The following is a 16,866-nucleotide window of genomic DNA, read 5'->3' on the forward strand; positions in this document are numbered from 1 at the left end:
CCGATCGGCGGATAAGGGCGGAGAAACGGGGGTATTTCGACGGATGAGCGGACGGCTCGCGCGTTTGTCACGCAAGCCGTCCGGCATTGGATCGACGTGCGGCTTCAGTAGCCGACGAAGGGGGAGGGACCGCCGCTCGCGGTCTGATCGAGGTGGTAGTACACGTAGCGGCCGAAGAAGAACGGCAGACCGAGGTCGAAGCTGGCGTTGCCGCCGATCTGGCCGGCGAGCGTGTTGAACGCGTAGTTGCCGCCGTTGGCGAACAGCGTCTGCGCGTTCACGATGCCGATGCTCGCGGCCGCCGACACGTTGTTCTTCCCGACCAGCGTGACCGTGCGGGTCTGCGCCGACGACGGGCAATAGAAGCCCGCGAATTGACTGCCGCACAGCGTGAGCGTGCTGTCGCCGAAGAAATAGGCGTTCGAGCCGGAATCGAGGAACGCCTGGACGGTCGTGCCGTTGAAGGTGCTGTTGTTGAGGTCGCCGTATGGGTCGGTCGTGAACACCTGCGCAGCGGCAAGCGGGTTGTTCCCCTGCGTGCCGATGCCGAACACCAGCGTGCCGGTCGCCGACGCCTGCCCGGTGTTCGACACCGGTGCCATCTGTACGATCACGCCGTTGTTGTCGAGCGGGAAGTTCGCGACCGGATTGGCGATCTGTTGCGGAATCGGCACCGCGGTGCGCGTGCACGACGTGCCGTTCGGACAGGCGAAGTAGTTGCTGTAGGTCGCCGCGGTCGTCGTGTTCGCGCAGGTTGCGCCGCAATCGGTCGGCGCGGTGCCGACGCCGAGGATGCCGTTCGCGCCCAGATCGGCGGCCGTGTTTTCGGCCGGGCCGCTGCCGCAGCCGCTTGGTACCGTGCTCGCGGCCTTGTCGCCGATGATCTGCAGCGGGATGCTGCCGGTCGTCGTTTCGCCGCCGATCGTCACGATCGCGGTACGCACCGAGCCCCACGTGTAACCGTCCGCGAACGTCGCGCACTCGGCGAGCTGCGCGCTGTTACTGCCGATCGTGCTGACCGGCAGTGCGCCGAGCAGCGTCGAATTGAGCGTGGAACTGACCACGCGCAAGCCGAACGAGCCGGTGTCGACCTGGATGTTGTCGATCGTCTGGCAGTTGGTGGTCGAGGCTGGCGCGCAGATCCTGACGCTGACGGTCGGGATGTTGATGACACCCGAAACGCCCCGGCCGACCGTGATCGGCACCGTGTTCGACGCATTCGCGGAGATCGGCTGCTGGGTCGGGCTGGCCGGCAGCGAACCGCCGTTCAGTCCGTTCGAGGTGTTGCCGCCATTGTCGGAACTGGAGTTGTTGTCGCTACCGCCGCCTCCGCCGCAGGCGACGAGCGTCGCCGTGAGCAGCACGGCAAGCGCGGCCTGCATCCAGCTTTTGAGGTTCGCGTTCGTGAGCATGGTTCGCATCGTGGTCCTCGCCGTTACTGGATGTCGGAACCGCTGACGCCGGCCGGCAGCGCGGAGGGCAGCCACGCGACGCCGCTGAACGCGCCCATGTGGCCGCCCGAACGCACCACCAGCCCGCTCTCGTCGACGGCGACCGGCCCCCGCGCATTGCCGCGCGCGGCCCGCACGGCCTTCACACCGGCCACGTACTGCGGGAAATAACTGCCGAGCAGATCACTGAGATCGGGCATTTGCGGACCATGCCACGAAATGCCGAATACCGCGCCACTCGTGCTCAGGTATTCGCGCACCACGGTGCCGTTGCCGAACGTGGTCTCGCGTACCGTGTAGGAAGCGGGTGTGGAAGACGTGGAAGACGCCGCGCTCGACTCAGAACGCATGACGCTTTGCGATGTGCCGCTGGCGGGCTGCACCACGCGGGAGGACACCGACGCGTCGGACGGGGGGGTAAGCGGCGCGCTGCCCAGCGCCGCATGGGCGGATTGCGCGGCCGTCAGGGCCAGTAACGAACATGGCAATACGAACGCCGTGACTCCGGCGCGACCAATACGACTCCACATGAGAAGCTCCTCCCGAGCCGCGGCACGCTTCGCCGACTGCACGAAGCGGCCGCTTATAGGCAGATGATACGGCACCGCCGCGGCCGCAACGCTGAGGGATGGCCTCACCGGGCGACTGCCCGGCGTTGCGCGGGCCGGGTGCCGTACCGCTTTGACCTCGTAGTATGCCTGCGGATTCTTTCAGCCGGCGCAAGGCGCGCCCACGCACGCGACTTACCGACTATTACTAGCAGGAAAACGTACGGAAGATGGGTAGCCGGTACTCATTGAACGCGTGATTGGCGCAAATCGCGGAGAAACCACCAGCCCGGCGCGCTTGCCGGGCCGAGTCACTTGCTCAGAAACCGAGGCTCGCGAGCAGATCGTCGACCTGCGATTGATCCTGCACCACATCCGTCTTGCCTTCCGGATTGATCTGCGGACCGTTGAGCAGATGCTCCGGGCTGCCCGTCGACGACACCTCCGCCTTGAGAGCCGCGGCGTTCGCCGCGAACTGCTCGCGCCGCTCGAGCGCGATGTTCTCGACCAGCACGCCGAGCAGCTGCTGCTCGATCAGATAGACGACGTCGGTGATCTTCTTGATCACCTGGCCGGTCAGATCCTGGAAGTCCTGCGCGAGCATGATCTCCATCAGCTGCGAGTTGGTCGCGCTGGTCGCGTCGGGCACGCCGCGCAGAAAGGTGCGCGTGTCGTTCATCAGCGCGCGCACTTCCTCGCGCTCGATCGGCGCCGCGTACCACTGCTCCCAGCGCGCGTCGAGCGTGCCCGCGTCTTTCGTCAGCTGCTCCTGGATCGGCTTCGCGATGTCGATTGCCGACAGCACGCGCTCGGCGGCCTGCTCGGTCATGTTGGCGATGTACTTCAGACGATCGCGCGCATCGGGCACGGCTTCGGCCGCGCGCTCGACGTGCTTGTCGAGCCCGAGTTCGCGCATCGAATCGCGCAGCGTGCGCGTCAGTTGTCCGATGCGGGCAAGGATGCGGTCCGACGCGAAGTCGCCGCTGTCGTTGCCCGCTTCGGCGCCAGGCGTTTGGGTCGGCGGCGTCACGTCAGCTCCCGGCTTTCGCCATTTTCTCGAGGATCTTGTTGAGCTTCTCGTCGAGCGTCGCGGCCGTGAACGGCTTGACGACGTAACCGCTCGCGCCGGCCTGCGCCGCCGCGATGATGTTTTCCTTCTTCGACTCGGCCGTCACCATCAACACCGGCAGGTGCGCGAGGCTCGCGTCGGCGCGGATTTCCTTCAGCATCGCGAGACCGTCGAGGTTCGGCATGTTCCAGTCGGAGATCACGAACTCGTAGCTGCCGCTGCGCAGACGCGCGAGACCGGCCGCGCCGTCTTCCGCCTCGTCGACGTTCGAGTAGCCCAGTTCCTTCAGCAGGTTGCGGACGATCCGGCGCATCGTCGGAAAATCGTCAACCACCAGAATCTTCATTCCCTTGTCCATTTCTTTCCCTTTGCTTGATCCATGTTGCGGCGCTCGGCCGCGTCATTCCATCCGGCACGCATCATACCCGCTGAACGCGGTCACCCATCGACGACAAACGCGCCATCACGCGCCGGCTCATGTCCGGCAGCGCGGCGATTTCGTCGGCCGCGCCGAGCGCGATCGCCTCGCGCGGCATGCCGAACACGATGCAACTCGCCTCGTCCTGCGCCAGCGTGTAGGCACCGGCCTTTTTCATCTCCAGCAGCCCGGCTGCGCCGTCGCGCCCCATGCCGGTCAGGATCACGCCAACGGCGTTCTTGCCCGCATGCTGCGCGGCCGAACGGAACAGCACATCGACCGACGGACGATGCCGGTTCACCGGCGGGTCGTCGGACAGATGCGCAATATAGTTCGCACCGCTCCTCGCGAGCAACAGATGCGCATGGCCCGGCGCGATGTACGCGTGCCCCGGCAGCACACGCTCGCCGTGCTCAGCTTCTTTAACGGTAATCCGGCACAAACCATTGAGGCGTTGCGCGAAAGATTTCGTAAAGCCCGGCGGCATGTGCTGCGCGATCAGCACCGCGGGCGCGTCGGGCGGCAGCGGCACCAGCACTTCGCGGATCGCTTCGGTGCCGCCCGTCGAGGCGCCGACGATAACCAGCTTCTCGGTACTCAGCAGCGGGTTGTTGAAGAGCGGCGCGGAGCCGACCGGCGCCTGCGCGGCCTGGGTGGCCGCATGCTGCGCCGGCGCCGCCTGGCGTACGCGCGCGCGGGCTGCCGCGCGAACCTTGTCGGCGAGCTTTTCCGCGTAGTCGAGCATGCCGTCGCGAATGCCGACCTTCGGCTTGGTCACGAAATCGACCGCGCCGAGTTCGAGTGCGCGCAGCGTGATTTCGTTGCCGCGCTCGGTCAGCGACGACACCATCACGACCGGCATCGGCCGCAGACGCATCAGCTTCTCGAGAAAGTCGAGGCCGTCCATGCGCGGCATTTCGACGTCGAGCGTCAACACGTCCGGGTTGTGCTGCTTGATGAGCTCGCGCGCGACGAGCGGATCGGGTGCCGTCGCGACCACCGTCATGTCCGGCTGGCTATTGATGATTTCGGTCATCAGGCTGCGGATCAGCGCCGAATCGTCGACGCACAATACCTTGATCTTTTGCACAGCGCTCACGCCTCCTCTGTGGTTCTGGCGTTGTTGGAATGAGTCGGGCGCGGGCTCGCGCCGAACAGTTCGATTCTCGGCCGCGCGGCGGCGGCGGCCGGCTTCGCGAACAGCTCGACCCGCTTGCGCGCGGCGGCGAGCCGCTCCGCGCGTGCTTCGGCGCTTTGCCGCACGAGCGCCTGCTCGCGCTCGGCGACGCCCGCTTCCTGTTGCAAGCGCAATTTCTTCACCATCACCTGACCGGTGCGCGGCATGAACGCGACCTTGCGCGGGTGCGAGCCCTGCAGGTCCTCGGCGACGATGCGGATCTTTTCGGTGGCCAGATAGCGGCGCACGAACTCCGAGTTGCGATCGCCGATGTTCATCGTCGTCATGCCCGCGAGCACCGCGCCGCCGCCGAACACCTTGGCCTCGAAGCGCTCGCGCCGCCCGCCCGCCTTGATCAGTTCGTTGATCAGCACTTCCATCGCGTACGCGCCGTAGCGCATCGAGTCCGACGCGGCCTGCGCGACGTCGGCGCCATCGTCGGGCAGCATGAAGTGATTCATGCCGCCGATGCCCGCGGTGCGGTCCTGGATGCAGGCCGCGACGCACGAGCCGAGCACGGTCACGAGCACCATGTCTTCGCTCGTCGTATAGAACTCGTTGGGCAACAGCTTCACGCCGGGGCGCTGGAAGTGGTTGTCGTAGTACAGGTTCGAAGCGATCGGCAGCGTGCTGCTCATGCGGCCACCCCGCTCGATTGATGCGCGTCGTGCGCGTCAGGCGCGTTGGCGCGCGACGGCGCGCGAATGCCGCCCGCGTCGCGCGTCAGTTCGTAGACGGTCTGGCCGCGCAGCCGGAACGCTTGCGTCACGTACGTGAAGTTTTCCGAATGGCCGGCGAACAACAGGCCGCCCGGTTTCATCAGCGGCTCGAAGCGCGTCAGCACCTGCGCCTGCGTCGGCTTGTCGAAATAGATCATCACGTTGCGGCAGAAGATCGCGTCGAACTGCGTGCGCAACTGGTAATCGCGATTGGTCAGGTTCAGTTGCTCGAAGCGCACGAGCGCGCGCACGTCGGGACGCACCTTGACCATCCCCGCATGCGCGCCCGTGCCCTTCAGGAAGAAGCGCTTCAACCGCTCGGGCGACAGGTGCTTGACCTGGTCGAACTGGTAGACGCCGGCCTCGGCCTTCGCGAGCACCTGGGTGTCGATGTCGGTCGCGAGCACCGACGCCTGTCGCGCGCCGCTGTCGCCGAGCGCTTCGATCAGCGTCATCGCGATCGAGTACGGCTCCTCGCCCGTCGACGCCGCCGAGCACCACACGGACACCGGTTGCGCACGGCGCGGCACGAACTCGGCGAGGATCGGAAAGTGATGGGCTTCGCGGAAAAACGCCGTGAGGTTGGTGGTCAGGGCATTGGTGAACGCTTCCCACTCGGCCGGATCGTTTTCCGCTTCGAGCAGATCGAGATACTGCCGGAACGTATCGATGCCGCGCGCCCGCAAGCGGCGCGCGAGGCGGCTATACGCCATGTCGCGCTTGTGGTCCGACAGCGAGATGCCCGCCCCGCGATGAATCAGCTCGCGGATGCGGGCGAAATCCGCCGCCGTAAATTCGAAATCGCGGCCCGTCTCGACGGACCTGGCCGGCTCTGTGCCGTCAGGTGCTGCCCGCGCGGGGCGTTGTGTTGCGCGCGTTGCCATCATGAAAATTCCTGTCTGCGATATGAGCCATCACGCTCGCCGCCCAGCCGGACTGCCTGGGAGGTAGGAATCGTCGTCGCGGGGTCGCGCCCTCCCGCGAGTACCATCGACATATGGCCGGCTCGCGACACGCGTACTGCGCGTGCTTCGATGCTTCGCCCATCCGCGGGCGCGATGCCGGTTGACCACATGTCACTCTGCCGTTGCCTAAAACGTTTCCCAGTCCGCGTCCGGGCTCGCCTTCGCCGTGCCCGGCGGAGCGGCGCGCGTGGGCGTGTCGGTCGTGACGCGAGCCGCGGCTGCGGCCGGCCGGGGCTTCAATACCGGTTCGACGCGTGCGGCTGCGTCGTGCTGCGTCGGGGTCGCCGCGCTCGCCGCGGTTGCCTTCGATTCCTTGCTCGCGCCCACCGGGTTCACCGGAGTCGCCGCGCTCGCCGCTTGTGGTGCAGCCCTGGCGAGCCGCGCGGGCGTCTGCGCACGCGTCGCCGGGGCGCTCTGACGCGCCGGTGTGCCGGTTACCTTCCAGCCGCCCAGCACCGCCTGCAACTGCCGCGTCTGATCTTCGAGCGACGCCGCCGCGGCCGCCGCCTGTTCAACCAGCGCCGCGTTCTGCTGCGTGACCGAATCCATCTGCACGACCGCGCGGTTGACCTGCTCGATGCCGCCCGACTGCTCTTCCGACGCCGCGCTGATCTCGCCCATGATGTCGGTCACGCGACGCACCGCCTGCACGATTTCGTCCATCGTCGTGCCCGCGCGGCCGACCAGCTCGGAGCCGCTCTTGACCTTGTCGGCCGAATCGCCGATCAGCTCCTTGATCTCCTTCGCGGCGCTCGCGCTGCGCTGCGCGAGGCTGCGCACTTCGCCCGCGACGACCGCGAATCCGCGGCCCTGTTCGCCGGCGCGTGCGGCTTCGACCGCCGCGTTCAGCGCGAGGATGTTGGTCTGGAACGCGATGCCCTCGATCACGCCGATGATGTCGACGACCTTGTTCGAACTGGTCGCGATTTCCTGCATCGTCGTGACGACCTGGCTCACCACGTCGCCGCCGCGCGTCGCGATGTCCGACGCGTTGACGGCGAGCTGGCTCGCCTGGCGCGCGTTCTCGGTGTTCTGCCGCACGGTGCCGGTCAACTGATCCATGCTCGATGCGGTTTCCTGCAGCGACGCCGCTTGCTGCTCGGTGCGCTGCGACAGATCGGTGTTGCCCATCGCGATTTCGCGCGCGCCGGTGTCGATCGATTCGGTGCCGCTGCGGACCGCGCGCACCATCGTCGCGAGGCTTTCCTGCATCCGCTTGATGCCCGCGAACAGACGGCCGATTTCATTGTTGCTGAACACCTCGACGGGGGTGGACAGGTCGCCCCCAGCGATCCGCTCGAAGCACGCGGTCGCGTCGTTCAGCGGCTGCACGATGAGACCGCGCAGCGCGAAACGGATGCCGACCACCACCAGCAGCGCGAACACCGTGGTCACGCCGATCAGCATGATCATCAGCGACGCGCTCGACTGCGCGCTCGTTTCCTGATCGGCCACGCTCTGCCGCAACGCCTGGATCACCGCGGCGGCGGCCGCGTCGTAGGCGATGAACATCGGGCTGATCTTCGTGTCCGCGACCGCGTGATACGCGTCGAGATTGTTGGCGTTCAACGCGGCGAATTCGACGTCGACGCCGTCGTGCATCACCGTCGTATGCTTCGCGAGCACATCGTCGAGCAAGGCCTGCTCGACGCGGTGCTTCGGCGCGTCGAGATACGCCTGCCAGCTCTGCTTGCTCTTGCCGAGCAGCTCCTGCGCGCGATCGAGCGCCTTCTTCGCCTCGTCCGCGTTACCGGCGGCCGTCAGCGTGTTGAAGCGATCGATCGCGATGCGCGAACGCAACAGATACGCCGACGCATCGTCGAGCGCATGAATCGCGACCAGTTCGCCGCGTGCGATGCGATCGAGCGAGCCGCTCGCGCGATTCAGCGCGGTCAGCCCGAGCGCGCCGACCACCACCGTCAGCGTCACCAGAAGAATCCCCACCATCGTCAGCGACGTGCGGATCGACCACCTGCTCAGCATTTTGATGCTCCTTGTGCCGGGTTCCGTTACTGCCTACGCTCAGACGCCGAGCGTTTCGGTCAGCGACATCTCGGAGCTGGTCATCAGCTTCTCGATGTCCATCAGGATCAGCATGCGGCCGTCGACCGTGCCGAGACCGGTCAGGTATTCGGTCGTCAGCGTCGCGCCGAATTCCGGTGCCGGCATGATCTGATCGACCGCGAGCGTCAGCACGTCCGACACGCCGTCCACGACCATGCCGACCACGCGATGCGCGACGTTCAGGATGATCACGACGGTCTGATGGTCGTACTCGACGCGGCCGAGATGGAACTTGATCCGCATGTCGACGATCGGCACGATGATGCCGCGCAGGTTGATCACGCCCTTGATGAACTCGGGCGCGTTGGCGATGCGCGTCACGTTGTCGTAGCCGCGGATTTCCTGCACCTTGAGGATGTCGATGCCGTACTCTTCCGCGCCGAGCGTGAAGACGAGGAATTCCTGACCGCCGGCGTCCGCCTGCGCGTCGCGGCGGCCATTCGTACCGCTCGCGTTCGCGACGCTCGAATTGATGGATTGGACTTCTGCCACGTTAGCCCCCAAACGGTTGGGATGAATTGAGTTGAAGTTGTGTTGCGAATGTCTGTCAGTGCCGCGTCTGCTGCGTGCGTTACGCGAGGCTCATCGCCTGCGCGTGCCCATGCGCATGACGCGATTCGCGGTTCAGCGCCGCGACGTCCACGATCAGCGCGACGCTGCCGTCGCCCAGAATGGTCGCCGCGGAAATGCCGTGCACCTTGCGGTAGTTCGTTTCCAGATTCTTCACGACCACCTGCTGCTGGCCGACGAGCTCATCGATCAGCATCGCGAAGCGCCGTCCCTCGGTCTGCATGATCGTAACGATGCCCTGGGTCGGCTCCTGCTTCGCATCCGACACGTTGAACACCTCGTGCAGCGCGACGAGCGGCAGGTATTCGCCGCGCACGCGCACCACGCGCTCGCCGTTGGCGACCGTGTAAATGTCTTCGGCTCGCGGTTGCAGCGACTCCATCACGAAGTTCAGCGGCAGGATGAAGATCTCGTTGCCGACCTTCACCGACATGCCGTCGAGGATCGCGAGCGTGAGCGGCAGCACGATCCGCGTGGTGCTGCCCTTGCCCGCGTGCGACGTGATCTCGACGTGACCGCCCATCGACTGGATGTTGCGCTTCACCACGTCCATGCCGACGCCGCGGCCGGACACGTCGGTGACCTGCTCCGCGGTCGAGAAGCCCGGCAGGAAGATCAGGTTCCAGACTTCCTCGTCGCTCATCGTGTCGCTGACCTGCATGCCCTGCTTGGCCGCCTTCGCGAGGATCTTGTCGCGGCGCAGGCCCGCGCCGTCGTCGCTGACCTCGATGACGATGTTGCCGCCGTGGTGCGCCGCCGACAGCACCAGCTGACCGGTCGAATCCTTGCCCGCCTCGCGCCGCGCCTCGACGGTTTCGATGCCGTGGTCGAGACTGTTGCGCACGAGGTGCGTCAACGGGTCGATGATCCGTTCGATGAGGCTCTTGTCGAGTTCGGTCGCCTGACCGAAGGTGACGAGTTCGACCTCCTTGCCGAGTTTCGCCGCGAGATCGCGCACCAGACGCGGGAAGCGGCTGAACACGTAATCCATCGGCATCATGCGGATCGACATCACCGCTTCCTGCAGATCGCGCGCGTTGCGCTCGAGTTGCGCCATGCCGTTGAAGAGCCGGTCGTGCAGCGCCGGATCGAACGTGCTGGTGGTCTCCGCGAGCATCGCCTGCGTGATCACCAGCTCGCCGACCAGATTGATCAGCTGATCGACCTTCTCGACGCCGACGCGAATCGAGCTGCCTTCGCCGCCGGCCGCCGCGGCGGCCGGACGGGCCGCCTTGCGGTCCGGATCGGCGGACGCGGCCGAAGCCGGTTTGGCCGCCGCCTGAGCCGCCGCGGGTGCCGCAGGCGGCGGCTCGATGCTGTCCGCCTGACCGGGCGCGCTTGCGGGCGCAGCGGTGAGGGCCGCCGGGGTCGCCGATGCTGCGGGCTCCGTGTGAAGGACCGGCTGCGCCTGCGCTTGCGCCGCGGGAGCGGCGGGCGCGACCTGCGCGGATTGCGCCGGTGTCGGAGCGGCAGCGTCGGGCGTTCCAGGTTCGCCCTGCTGCGCGTCGTCCGCCGGCGCGGTGCCGCGGCCGATCGTGATCTGACTTTCGTCGATCACGAAGCAGCACACGGCGATGATGTCGTCGGAAGATACGTCGCTCGAGAGCCACAGCGTCAGATCGCTGCCGCTCTTGACCTGCCCGACGATGTTGCCCAGGTTGCCCAGCTCTTCGGTGAGCAGTTCCTGGTCTTTCTCTCCCACGCCCCGTAGCGTAATTTTCAGATGTGGGCCGGCGCTGTCGGCCGTGCCCGCGGCTTGTCCGGTCTGTGCCGGTTCGCCGTCGATCCATTCGCCCGCCGCCTGCACCGCCTGTTCGACGACGTGCTCGGGCGGGGTGCCGCCTTGCTGCTGTACCGCGGTTGCTTGTGTTGTTGTTTGGGTTGCCGTCGCCTGCGCTGCTGCGGGCGCGGGGGCGCTCACCGCCGGCGCGGTTTCGGCGCTCGACGCCGCTGCCGGCGCGCCGCCCATGCGGCTTTCCGCGTGCAGCTGCTCCAGCTTCGCGCAGATCGCACGCGCCACCGCCGCGTCGGGCTCGGCGCTCGCGCGATAGTCGGCGAGCTGGCCGGACAGCACGTCCTTGGTTTCGAGGAACGTGTCGATCATGTCCTTGCGCAGCACCAGCTCGTTGTTGCGCGCGCGATCGAGCAGCGACTCGAGAATGTGCGTGGTCTCGGTGAGCGCGGTGAAACCGAACGTCGCCGCGCCGCCCTTGATCGAATGCGCGGCGCGAAAGATCGCCGCGAGGTCTTCGGGGTCCGGGTGGGCCACGTCGAGATTGAGCAGCAATTGCTCCATCTGCGCGAGCAGTTCGTCCGCTTCGTCGAAGAACGTCTGATAGAACTGTGTGATGTCGAGTGTCATGCCTGGTTCACCGCGAGAGTGCCTGTCTGGCGTGAGTCGCCGTAGAGGCGCGTCGAGAGCTATCTGTACTGTGTTTAAAGGTGCTGATGACGGGGATCAAGCCGGGTCCGGTTCGGCCAGCGCCGCCACCAGCTCGGTCAGCAGGTCCGGGTCGAGCGGCTTTTCGATCCAGCCGGTCGCCCCCGCCGCGCGCGCCGCCTCTTTGAAGGGTTCGCCCGATTCCGTCGTGAGGACGAGGATGGGCGTCGCCTGATAGGCCGGATTTCCGCGCAGCGCGGTGATCAGATCGAGACCGGTCTTGCCGGGCATGTGCTGGTCGGTCAACACGAGATCGAACGCCATCGCGAGCGCGTTTTCGAGCCCTTCGTTGCCGTCCGCCGCGAGCGTGACTTCATAGCCGGCGCCCGTCAGCGTCGCGGCGAGGATCTGCCGCATCGATGCCGAATCGTCGATTGCCAGGATGTGCCTGATCATGAAAACCTCGCTGCGCTTAACACTGGGCCGCCGGGCGGCGCGCGCCGGGCGGGCGCGGGCCGCGGCCCGGCGGCCGCGGTCTGTTACTGGGCCGGTGGCGCCGCCGCCGGCAACTTCGGTGCAGCCGTCACCGGCTGCGCAAGTCTTTGCAGCAGCGGCTTCGAGCCGGCTGCGTCGTCCGACAGGGTCGTCGTCGTGGAGTCGTCGTGATCGAGCGCCTCCTCGGACTTCCTGTTCAACACGATGATGCTGATGCGACGGTTTTCCGGATCGAGCGGGTCCGCCTTGTTCAGGTTCTGCGTCGACGCGAGACCGAGCACGCGCATTACCTTCGCTTCGTCCATGCCGCCCGCGACCAGCTCGCGCCGCGACGCGTTGGCGCGGTCGGCCGACAGCTCCCAGTTGCTATAACCCTTCTCACCGCCCGCGTACGGCACGGCGTCGGTATGGCCCTGCACGATGATGCGGTTCGGCACGTCGTTCAGCGTGTGGCCGATCTCGCGCAGGATATCGCGCATGTACGGCTCGACGACGTCGCGTGCGGTCGCGAACATCGGCCGCTTCTGCGAGTCGACGATCTCGATGCGCAGGCCGGTCAGCGTCGAGTCGATGCGGATCTGCTGCTTGAACTGGCGCAGCACCGGGTTCGCCTCGATCGCGGCCATCAGCTTGACCTGCAGGTCGTGCAGACGCACCTGTTCCTGGCGTTCGAGCGCGCCCTTCAGCTGCTTCACGGAGTCGTCGTCGTTGTGCGACGCGGTGCGCTCGGCGCGGCTGCTGCTGCCGTCGGTCGAGCGGGTCACGCCCTGCGCGTCGGTCGAGATGTCGCGACCGCCGCCCTTCAGGATGCTCGAGTCTTCGGCGCTGCGATCGCCGCCCCACAGCGTGATCTTCAACGGCTGGTTGAAGTAGTCGGCGATACCTTTCAGCTGCACGGTGGAGGCCGAACTCAGCAGCCACATCAGCAGGAAGAACGCCATCATCGCGGTCATGAAGTCCGCGTACGCGAGCTTCCACGCGCCGCCGTGATGACCGGACTTTTTCGGCGCGCTGCGCTTGACGACGATTGCGCGGTCTTTGTCCTTGCTGCTCATCGGTTCGGTTCCCGTCGCCTGCTTATTTCGCCTTGACGCGGCGCACGTGCTCTTCGAGCTCGGCGAACGACGGGCGCTCGGTCGAGAACAGCACCTTGCGGCCGAACTCGACCGCGATCGCCGGCGCGTAGCCGTTCAGGCTCGCGAGGATCGTCACCTTGATGCACTGGAACATCTTGGTCGACTCGGTCACGCGCTGCTCGGCGACGCTGGCGAGCGGCCCGATCAGCCCGTACGAAAGCAGAATGCCGAGGAACGTGCCGACGAGCGCCTGCGCGATCATTTCACCGAGCACCGCGGGCGGCTTGTCGGCCGAGGCCATCGTGTGCACGACGCCCATCACCGCGGCGACGATACCGAACGCCGGCATCGCGTCGCCGACCTTGGTCAGCGCGTGCGCGGGCGCCTCGCCTTCCTGGTGGTGCGTCTCGATCTCCTCGTCCATCAGGCTTTCGATCTCGAACGCATTCATGTTGCCGCCGACCATCAGCCGCAGGTAGTCGGTCAGGAACTCGATGATGTGCTTGTCGGCGAGGATCTTCGGGTACTGCGTGAAGATCGGGCTCTTCGACGGATCGTCGATGTCGGCTTCGAGCGTCAGCGTGCCTTCCTTACGCGCTTTCGCGAGCAGCACGTACAGGAGCCCCATCAGCTCCATGTAGACGTCCTTGTTGTACTTCGCGCCCTTGAACAGGGTCGGAATGACGCGCAGTGTCGCCCGGATCGTCTTCATCCCGTTACCGAGAATGAATGCGCCGACTCCGGCGCCGACGATCATCAGCACCTCGACGGGTTGCAGCAGCGCGCCGAGATGGCCGCCTTCGAGCGCGTAACCGCCGAAAACGGACAACAGCGTCACGAGTGTTCCCACGAAAATCAGCACTGCCGAGCCCTCACAAAAAAGCGACGGTTACCGTCGTTAGTCAGGTTTACGGCACCGAGGCGGAAAACTTTGGGGAAAAAGACGGCGCTCGAGTCCGGTGTAAACCAGAGGCTTGCGCTGCCTCAACGCGTGCTGCTCAGACTTCGGCGGTGACGAGGGTATCGAGCGTGGGGGCGGGGCAGCGGGCCTCGTGAGCTCGCGCGTCGGTCACTTGCGGCACCTCGGCCGGGACTCCGGCGACGGCGATTTGCCGCTCGGCCCGCGTTTGCGCCGCCTTCTTCGTCTTGCCCGCGCGCGACGGCGGCTGACACAGCCCGCAAACGAACCCGTGCTGCGGATCGTGCGCGTGCGCGACGAAGTGGCCGCCGCAGCGGCGGCAGGCGCTTATCTGCAGCATGCCCGAGTCGAAGAAGCGCACCAGCGTCCAGGCGCGCGTGAGACTGAGCACCGGCTCGTCGTCGTGCAACTGTACGTGCTCGAGATACAGCCGGTAGCTCTTCACGATCGATTCGATCGCGCGGCAGCCGCCGTGACCGGCCATGAAACGGTAGATGTTGTAGAACAGCGACGAATGAAAGTTCGGCTGCCAGGTCATGAACCAGTCGGTCGAAAACGGCAGCATGCCCTTGGGCGGCGACACCCCTTTCAATTCCTTGTACAGCTTGACGAGCCGGTCGCGCGACAGGCTGGTTTCCGCCTCCAGCAATTGCAGACGCGCGCCCAGTTCGATCAGCTCGATCGCGAGGGTGATTTCCCGGACTTCGAGTAAGACGCTCTTACTGGCCATTAGCCGATCTGCTCGACCGGCTGGCTCGCCATCAGGATCGCCGAATGAGCCTGCGCCATCGCGCTGGACTTGTCCTTGTCCGCGAGGGCGGACAGCACCGCGTGATCGTCGAAGCGGAAGCGGCACAGCATCTGGTTGGACGCCGCGAGCTTGACGGTCTGCGCCAACGACAGATTGGCGAGCACGTCGGCCAGCTGGTCCGAAATACCCATGCGGAACATGCCCATCGGCTTGTCTTCGCGCAGCAGACGCTGGGCGAGCAGCAGATAGGAAAGATTGACTTCCCTGATCTCACTGAGCATATGGCTAGTCGTGCTCATGATTTCCCCCGTTCGTATGCCCGGCTGGTCAGGCCGACTTTTTGCGGAAACGTTTGCTCGAACGCGCGCGCTGAATCCGCGCGAATCCGCTCGTCTCTGGTCTTGCAAGCATTGTCTCGAAAGGGGGCACAGCCGAAAATCGGAGAGACACCCCAGCTGGGTGACGGATTAATCCGTCATTTGTGTAGGAATTATTCCTACAACCCGGGTTGCGGCGAGGCACGAATTGGGCCGAAATGATGCGCGGGGCGGGACTGACGATGCGCGCTGGGAATTTATACGGCTGCGGCGTGTACCGGATGGTGAGTTTTCAGAACTTCACCGCCGCACCGTAAAACGGTGGAGAAGAATTATAAGACGTTTTCACCCGGCTGCAATCTGACTCGGTTAGAGATCTTTCCCGGCTCATCCGACCCTCGGGTCCGCCGCTTGCTACGGTGCATTTCGCCTGTCGAGCTTGATTGAGTCGGTGGAATTACGCTTCCCGATTATGGGGATCTGTTTGCGACTCGACCTTGCGCGCCAGCTGTAACGCTCCATGTTTCGCGCTGTAACAACATTAAGCGTTTGAAAAATAACTCGAATTACCGCGGTCGATCCCGATAATGAAGGCTAAGGGATTACCCGATAGCTATGTGGGAGCCCCCTCGGGCGGGGCAAACCGCGCCCAACCGTCCGGTTAGGCATACGTATCACGCGCCATTCAGCCGTCGTACGAAGCCCCGGTAAGTATCAAAAATCCGCATGGGATCCGGGTCGGCGCCACAGCGCTAACTCTGATCGACACAGGAGAAAACGCATGCGAATCGCACAAGTCGCGCCGCTATACGAAGCTGTCCCACCGAAACTCTACGGCGGCACCGAACGTGTCGTGTCGTATCTGACCGAAGCGCTGGTCGAGCTCGGCCATGACGTCACGCTGTTCGCGAGCGGCGACTCGGTCACGTCCGCCAATCTCGAGGCATGCTGGCCGCGCGCGCTGCGCCTCGATCCGACGATTCGCGATGCATTGGCGCCGCACGTGCTGATGATGGAAAAGGTCCGCAAGATCGCGCACGAGTTCGACGTGCTGCACTTCCATCTCGACTACCTGCCGTTCCCCCTGTTCACGACGATGGACACGCCGTTCGTGACCACGCTGCACGGTCGTCTCGACCTGCCGGAATTACAGCCGGTGTTCGACGCGTTCTCGCACGTGCCGGTCGTGTCGATTTCGGATTCGCAGCGTCTGCCGCTGCAGCAGGCCAACTGGCTCAACACGATCTATCACGGTCTGCCGGACCAGTTGCTGACGCCGCAGCCGCACAAGAAGCCCGAATATCTCGCGTTCCTCGGCCGCATCTGCCCGGAAAAGCGCGTCGATACAGCTATCAGGATCGCCGCGCAAAGCGGTCTGCCGCTGAAGATCGCCGCCAAGGTGGACAAGGTCGACATGGAGTACTTCAAGCGCGAGATCGAGCCGCTGCTGTCGATGGCGCATGTCGAGTTCGTCGGCGAGATCAACGAGGCGCAGAAACCCGAGTTTCTGTCGGGCGCGAAGGCGCTGCTGTTCCCGATCGACTGGTCCGAGCCGTTCGGCCTCGTGATGATCGAGTCGATGGCCTGCGGCACGCCGGTTATCGCGTTCAACCGCGGCTCCGTGCCTGAGGTGATCGACCACGGCGTGACCGGCTATATCGTCGAGGACGTGCAAGGCGCGGTAGCGGCTCTGCAGCGTCTCGACGAGCTGTCGCGCATCGAAATCCGCGCCCAGTTCGAACGCCGCTTCAGTTCGAAAACGATGGCGCGGAACTATATCGACGGCTATTCCGCCTTGATTGAAACGTCGCGGCGCCCGGTATTGCGCCAGGTCGCGGTCGGCTAGGCGCGCATGAAAACGGCCGGCGCTTTTACGGCTGGCCGTTTTCGGCCCGCATTGAAGCGGCGCTGTGAACCTTCGCTTATAACGCCGCAATAGCGGCGAGT

At 65.4% G+C, this 16,866-nt stretch carries 16 protein-coding genes; 1 reads left to right on the plus strand and 15 read right to left on the minus strand.

What is annotated here, in order from left to right; genetic code table 11:
- Positions 1-104: 104 nt before the first annotated feature.
- From HDG33_RS25065 to flhD, 15 genes are all read right to left on the minus strand, one after another.
- On the minus strand, positions 105-1,421 hold the full coding sequence (locus HDG33_RS25065) for a DUF3443 domain-containing protein (protein ID WP_184034965.1): 1,317 nt from the start codon (positions 1,419-1,421) through the stop codon (positions 105-107).
- 14 nt (positions 1,422-1,435) lie between these two features.
- The gene (locus tag HDG33_RS25070; protein WP_184034978.1) at positions 1,436-1,981 is read right to left on the minus strand and encodes a DUF2844 domain-containing protein; all 546 of its coding nucleotides are present in this window, start codon (positions 1,979-1,981) and stop codon (positions 1,436-1,438) included.
- Between the two features lie 337 nt (positions 1,982-2,318).
- Positions 2,319-3,029: a protein phosphatase CheZ gene (gene cheZ / locus HDG33_RS25075; protein ID WP_184034988.1), complete on the minus strand. Its 711-nt coding sequence runs from the start codon at positions 3,027-3,029 to the stop codon at positions 2,319-2,321.
- Position 3,030: 1 nt separating this feature from the next.
- Complete coding sequence (gene cheY, locus HDG33_RS25080; protein WP_018418782.1) at positions 3,031-3,426, minus strand: chemotaxis response regulator CheY; 396 nt, start codon at positions 3,424-3,426, stop codon at positions 3,031-3,033.
- Between the two features lie 61 nt (positions 3,427-3,487).
- On the minus strand, positions 3,488-4,576 hold the full coding sequence (locus tag HDG33_RS25085) for a chemotaxis response regulator protein-glutamate methylesterase (protein WP_184035107.1): 1,089 nt from the start codon (positions 4,574-4,576) through the stop codon (positions 3,488-3,490).
- Positions 4,577-4,581: 5 nt separating this feature from the next.
- A complete protein-coding gene (cheD, locus tag HDG33_RS25090; protein WP_018418784.1) occupies positions 4,582-5,301 on the minus strand; it encodes a chemoreceptor glutamine deamidase CheD in 720 nt (239 codons plus the stop codon).
- On the minus strand, positions 5,298-6,269 hold the full coding sequence (locus HDG33_RS25095; protein ID WP_184034991.1) for a CheR family methyltransferase: 972 nt from the start codon (positions 6,267-6,269) through the stop codon (positions 5,298-5,300). Before HDG33_RS25095 ends, cheD begins: the two co-directional genes overlap by 4 nt.
- Before the next feature lie 204 nt (positions 6,270-6,473).
- On the minus strand, positions 6,474-8,330 hold the full coding sequence (locus tag HDG33_RS25100; RefSeq protein WP_184034994.1) for a methyl-accepting chemotaxis protein: 1,857 nt from the start codon (positions 8,328-8,330) through the stop codon (positions 6,474-6,476).
- Positions 8,331-8,369: 39 nt separating this feature from the next.
- Complete coding sequence (locus HDG33_RS25105; protein ID WP_090802480.1) at positions 8,370-8,903, minus strand: chemotaxis protein CheW; 534 nt, start codon at positions 8,901-8,903, stop codon at positions 8,370-8,372.
- 79 nt (positions 8,904-8,982) lie between these two features.
- Positions 8,983-11,343, minus strand: a complete 2,361-nt coding sequence (gene cheA / locus HDG33_RS25110; RefSeq protein ID WP_184034997.1) for a chemotaxis protein CheA — start codon at positions 11,341-11,343, stop codon at positions 8,983-8,985.
- Positions 11,344-11,439: 96 nt separating this feature from the next.
- Complete coding sequence (locus HDG33_RS25115; RefSeq protein ID WP_184035000.1) at positions 11,440-11,817, minus strand: response regulator; 378 nt, start codon at positions 11,815-11,817, stop codon at positions 11,440-11,442.
- Positions 11,818-11,900: 83 nt separating this feature from the next.
- A complete protein-coding gene (motB, locus tag HDG33_RS25120; RefSeq protein WP_184035003.1) occupies positions 11,901-12,911 on the minus strand; it encodes a flagellar motor protein MotB in 1,011 nt (336 codons plus the stop codon).
- A 22-nt stretch (positions 12,912-12,933) separates the two neighbouring features.
- Entirely contained in the window at positions 12,934-13,794 is an 861-nt protein-coding gene (motA, locus tag HDG33_RS25125) for a flagellar motor stator protein MotA (RefSeq protein ID WP_090802475.1), read from the minus strand.
- Positions 13,795-13,930: 136 nt separating this feature from the next.
- Entirely contained in the window at positions 13,931-14,581 is a 651-nt protein-coding gene (flhC, locus tag HDG33_RS25130; protein WP_184035006.1) for a flagellar transcriptional regulator FlhC, read from the minus strand.
- Entirely contained in the window at positions 14,581-14,901 is a 321-nt protein-coding gene (gene flhD / locus HDG33_RS25135) for a flagellar transcriptional regulator FlhD (RefSeq protein WP_090802472.1), read from the minus strand. The genes flhC and flhD overlap by 1 nt, the downstream gene beginning before the upstream one ends.
- 799 nt (positions 14,902-15,700) lie before the next feature.
- Between flhD and HDG33_RS25140 the strand changes: the two genes are divergently transcribed.
- Positions 15,701-16,765 carry a glycosyltransferase family 4 protein gene (locus HDG33_RS25140; protein ID WP_184035009.1) on the plus strand — a complete coding sequence of 355 codons (1,065 nt, stop codon included), beginning with the start codon at positions 15,701-15,703 and terminating at the stop codon, positions 16,763-16,765.
- Positions 16,766-16,866: the final 101 nt, after the last annotated feature.

The organism is Paraburkholderia sp. Cpub6, from assembly GCF_014201065.1.
Classification (GTDB): Bacteria; Pseudomonadota; Gammaproteobacteria; order Burkholderiales; family Burkholderiaceae; genus Paraburkholderia; species Paraburkholderia tuberum.

Coding starts and splice junctions, on each gene's coding strand:
- HDG33_RS25070 (WP_184034978.1), bottom strand. CDS start 1,981: ATGTGGAGTCGTATTGGTCGCGCCGGAGTCACGGCGTTCGTATTGCCA.
- cheY (WP_018418782.1), bottom strand. CDS start 3,426: ATGGACAAGGGAATGAAGATTCTGGTGGTTGACGATTTTCCGACGATG.
- HDG33_RS25065 (WP_184034965.1), bottom strand. CDS start 1,421: ATGCGAACCATGCTCACGAACGCGAACCTCAAAAGCTGGATGCAGGCC.
- flhD (WP_090802472.1), bottom strand. CDS start 14,901: ATGAGCACGACTAGCCATATGCTCAGTGAGATCAGGGAAGTCAATCTT.
- HDG33_RS25140 (WP_184035009.1), top strand. CDS start 15,701: ATGCGAATCGCACAAGTCGCGCCGCTATACGAAGCTGTCCCACCGAAA.
- motB (WP_184035003.1), bottom strand. CDS start 12,911: ATGAGCAGCAAGGACAAAGACCGCGCAATCGTCGTCAAGCGCAGCGCG.
- HDG33_RS25100 (WP_184034994.1), bottom strand. CDS start 8,330: ATGCTGAGCAGGTGGTCGATCCGCACGTCGCTGACGATGGTGGGGATT.
- HDG33_RS25095 (WP_184034991.1), bottom strand. CDS start 6,269: ATGATGGCAACGCGCGCAACACAACGCCCCGCGCGGGCAGCACCTGAC.
- cheA (WP_184034997.1), bottom strand. CDS start 11,343: ATGACACTCGACATCACACAGTTCTATCAGACGTTCTTCGACGAAGCG.
- cheD (WP_018418784.1), bottom strand. CDS start 5,301: ATGAGCAGCACGCTGCCGATCGCTTCGAACCTGTACTACGACAACCAC.
- HDG33_RS25115 (WP_184035000.1), bottom strand. CDS start 11,817: ATGATCAGGCACATCCTGGCAATCGACGATTCGGCATCGATGCGGCAG.
- flhC (WP_184035006.1), bottom strand. CDS start 14,581: ATGGCCAGTAAGAGCGTCTTACTCGAAGTCCGGGAAATCACCCTCGCG.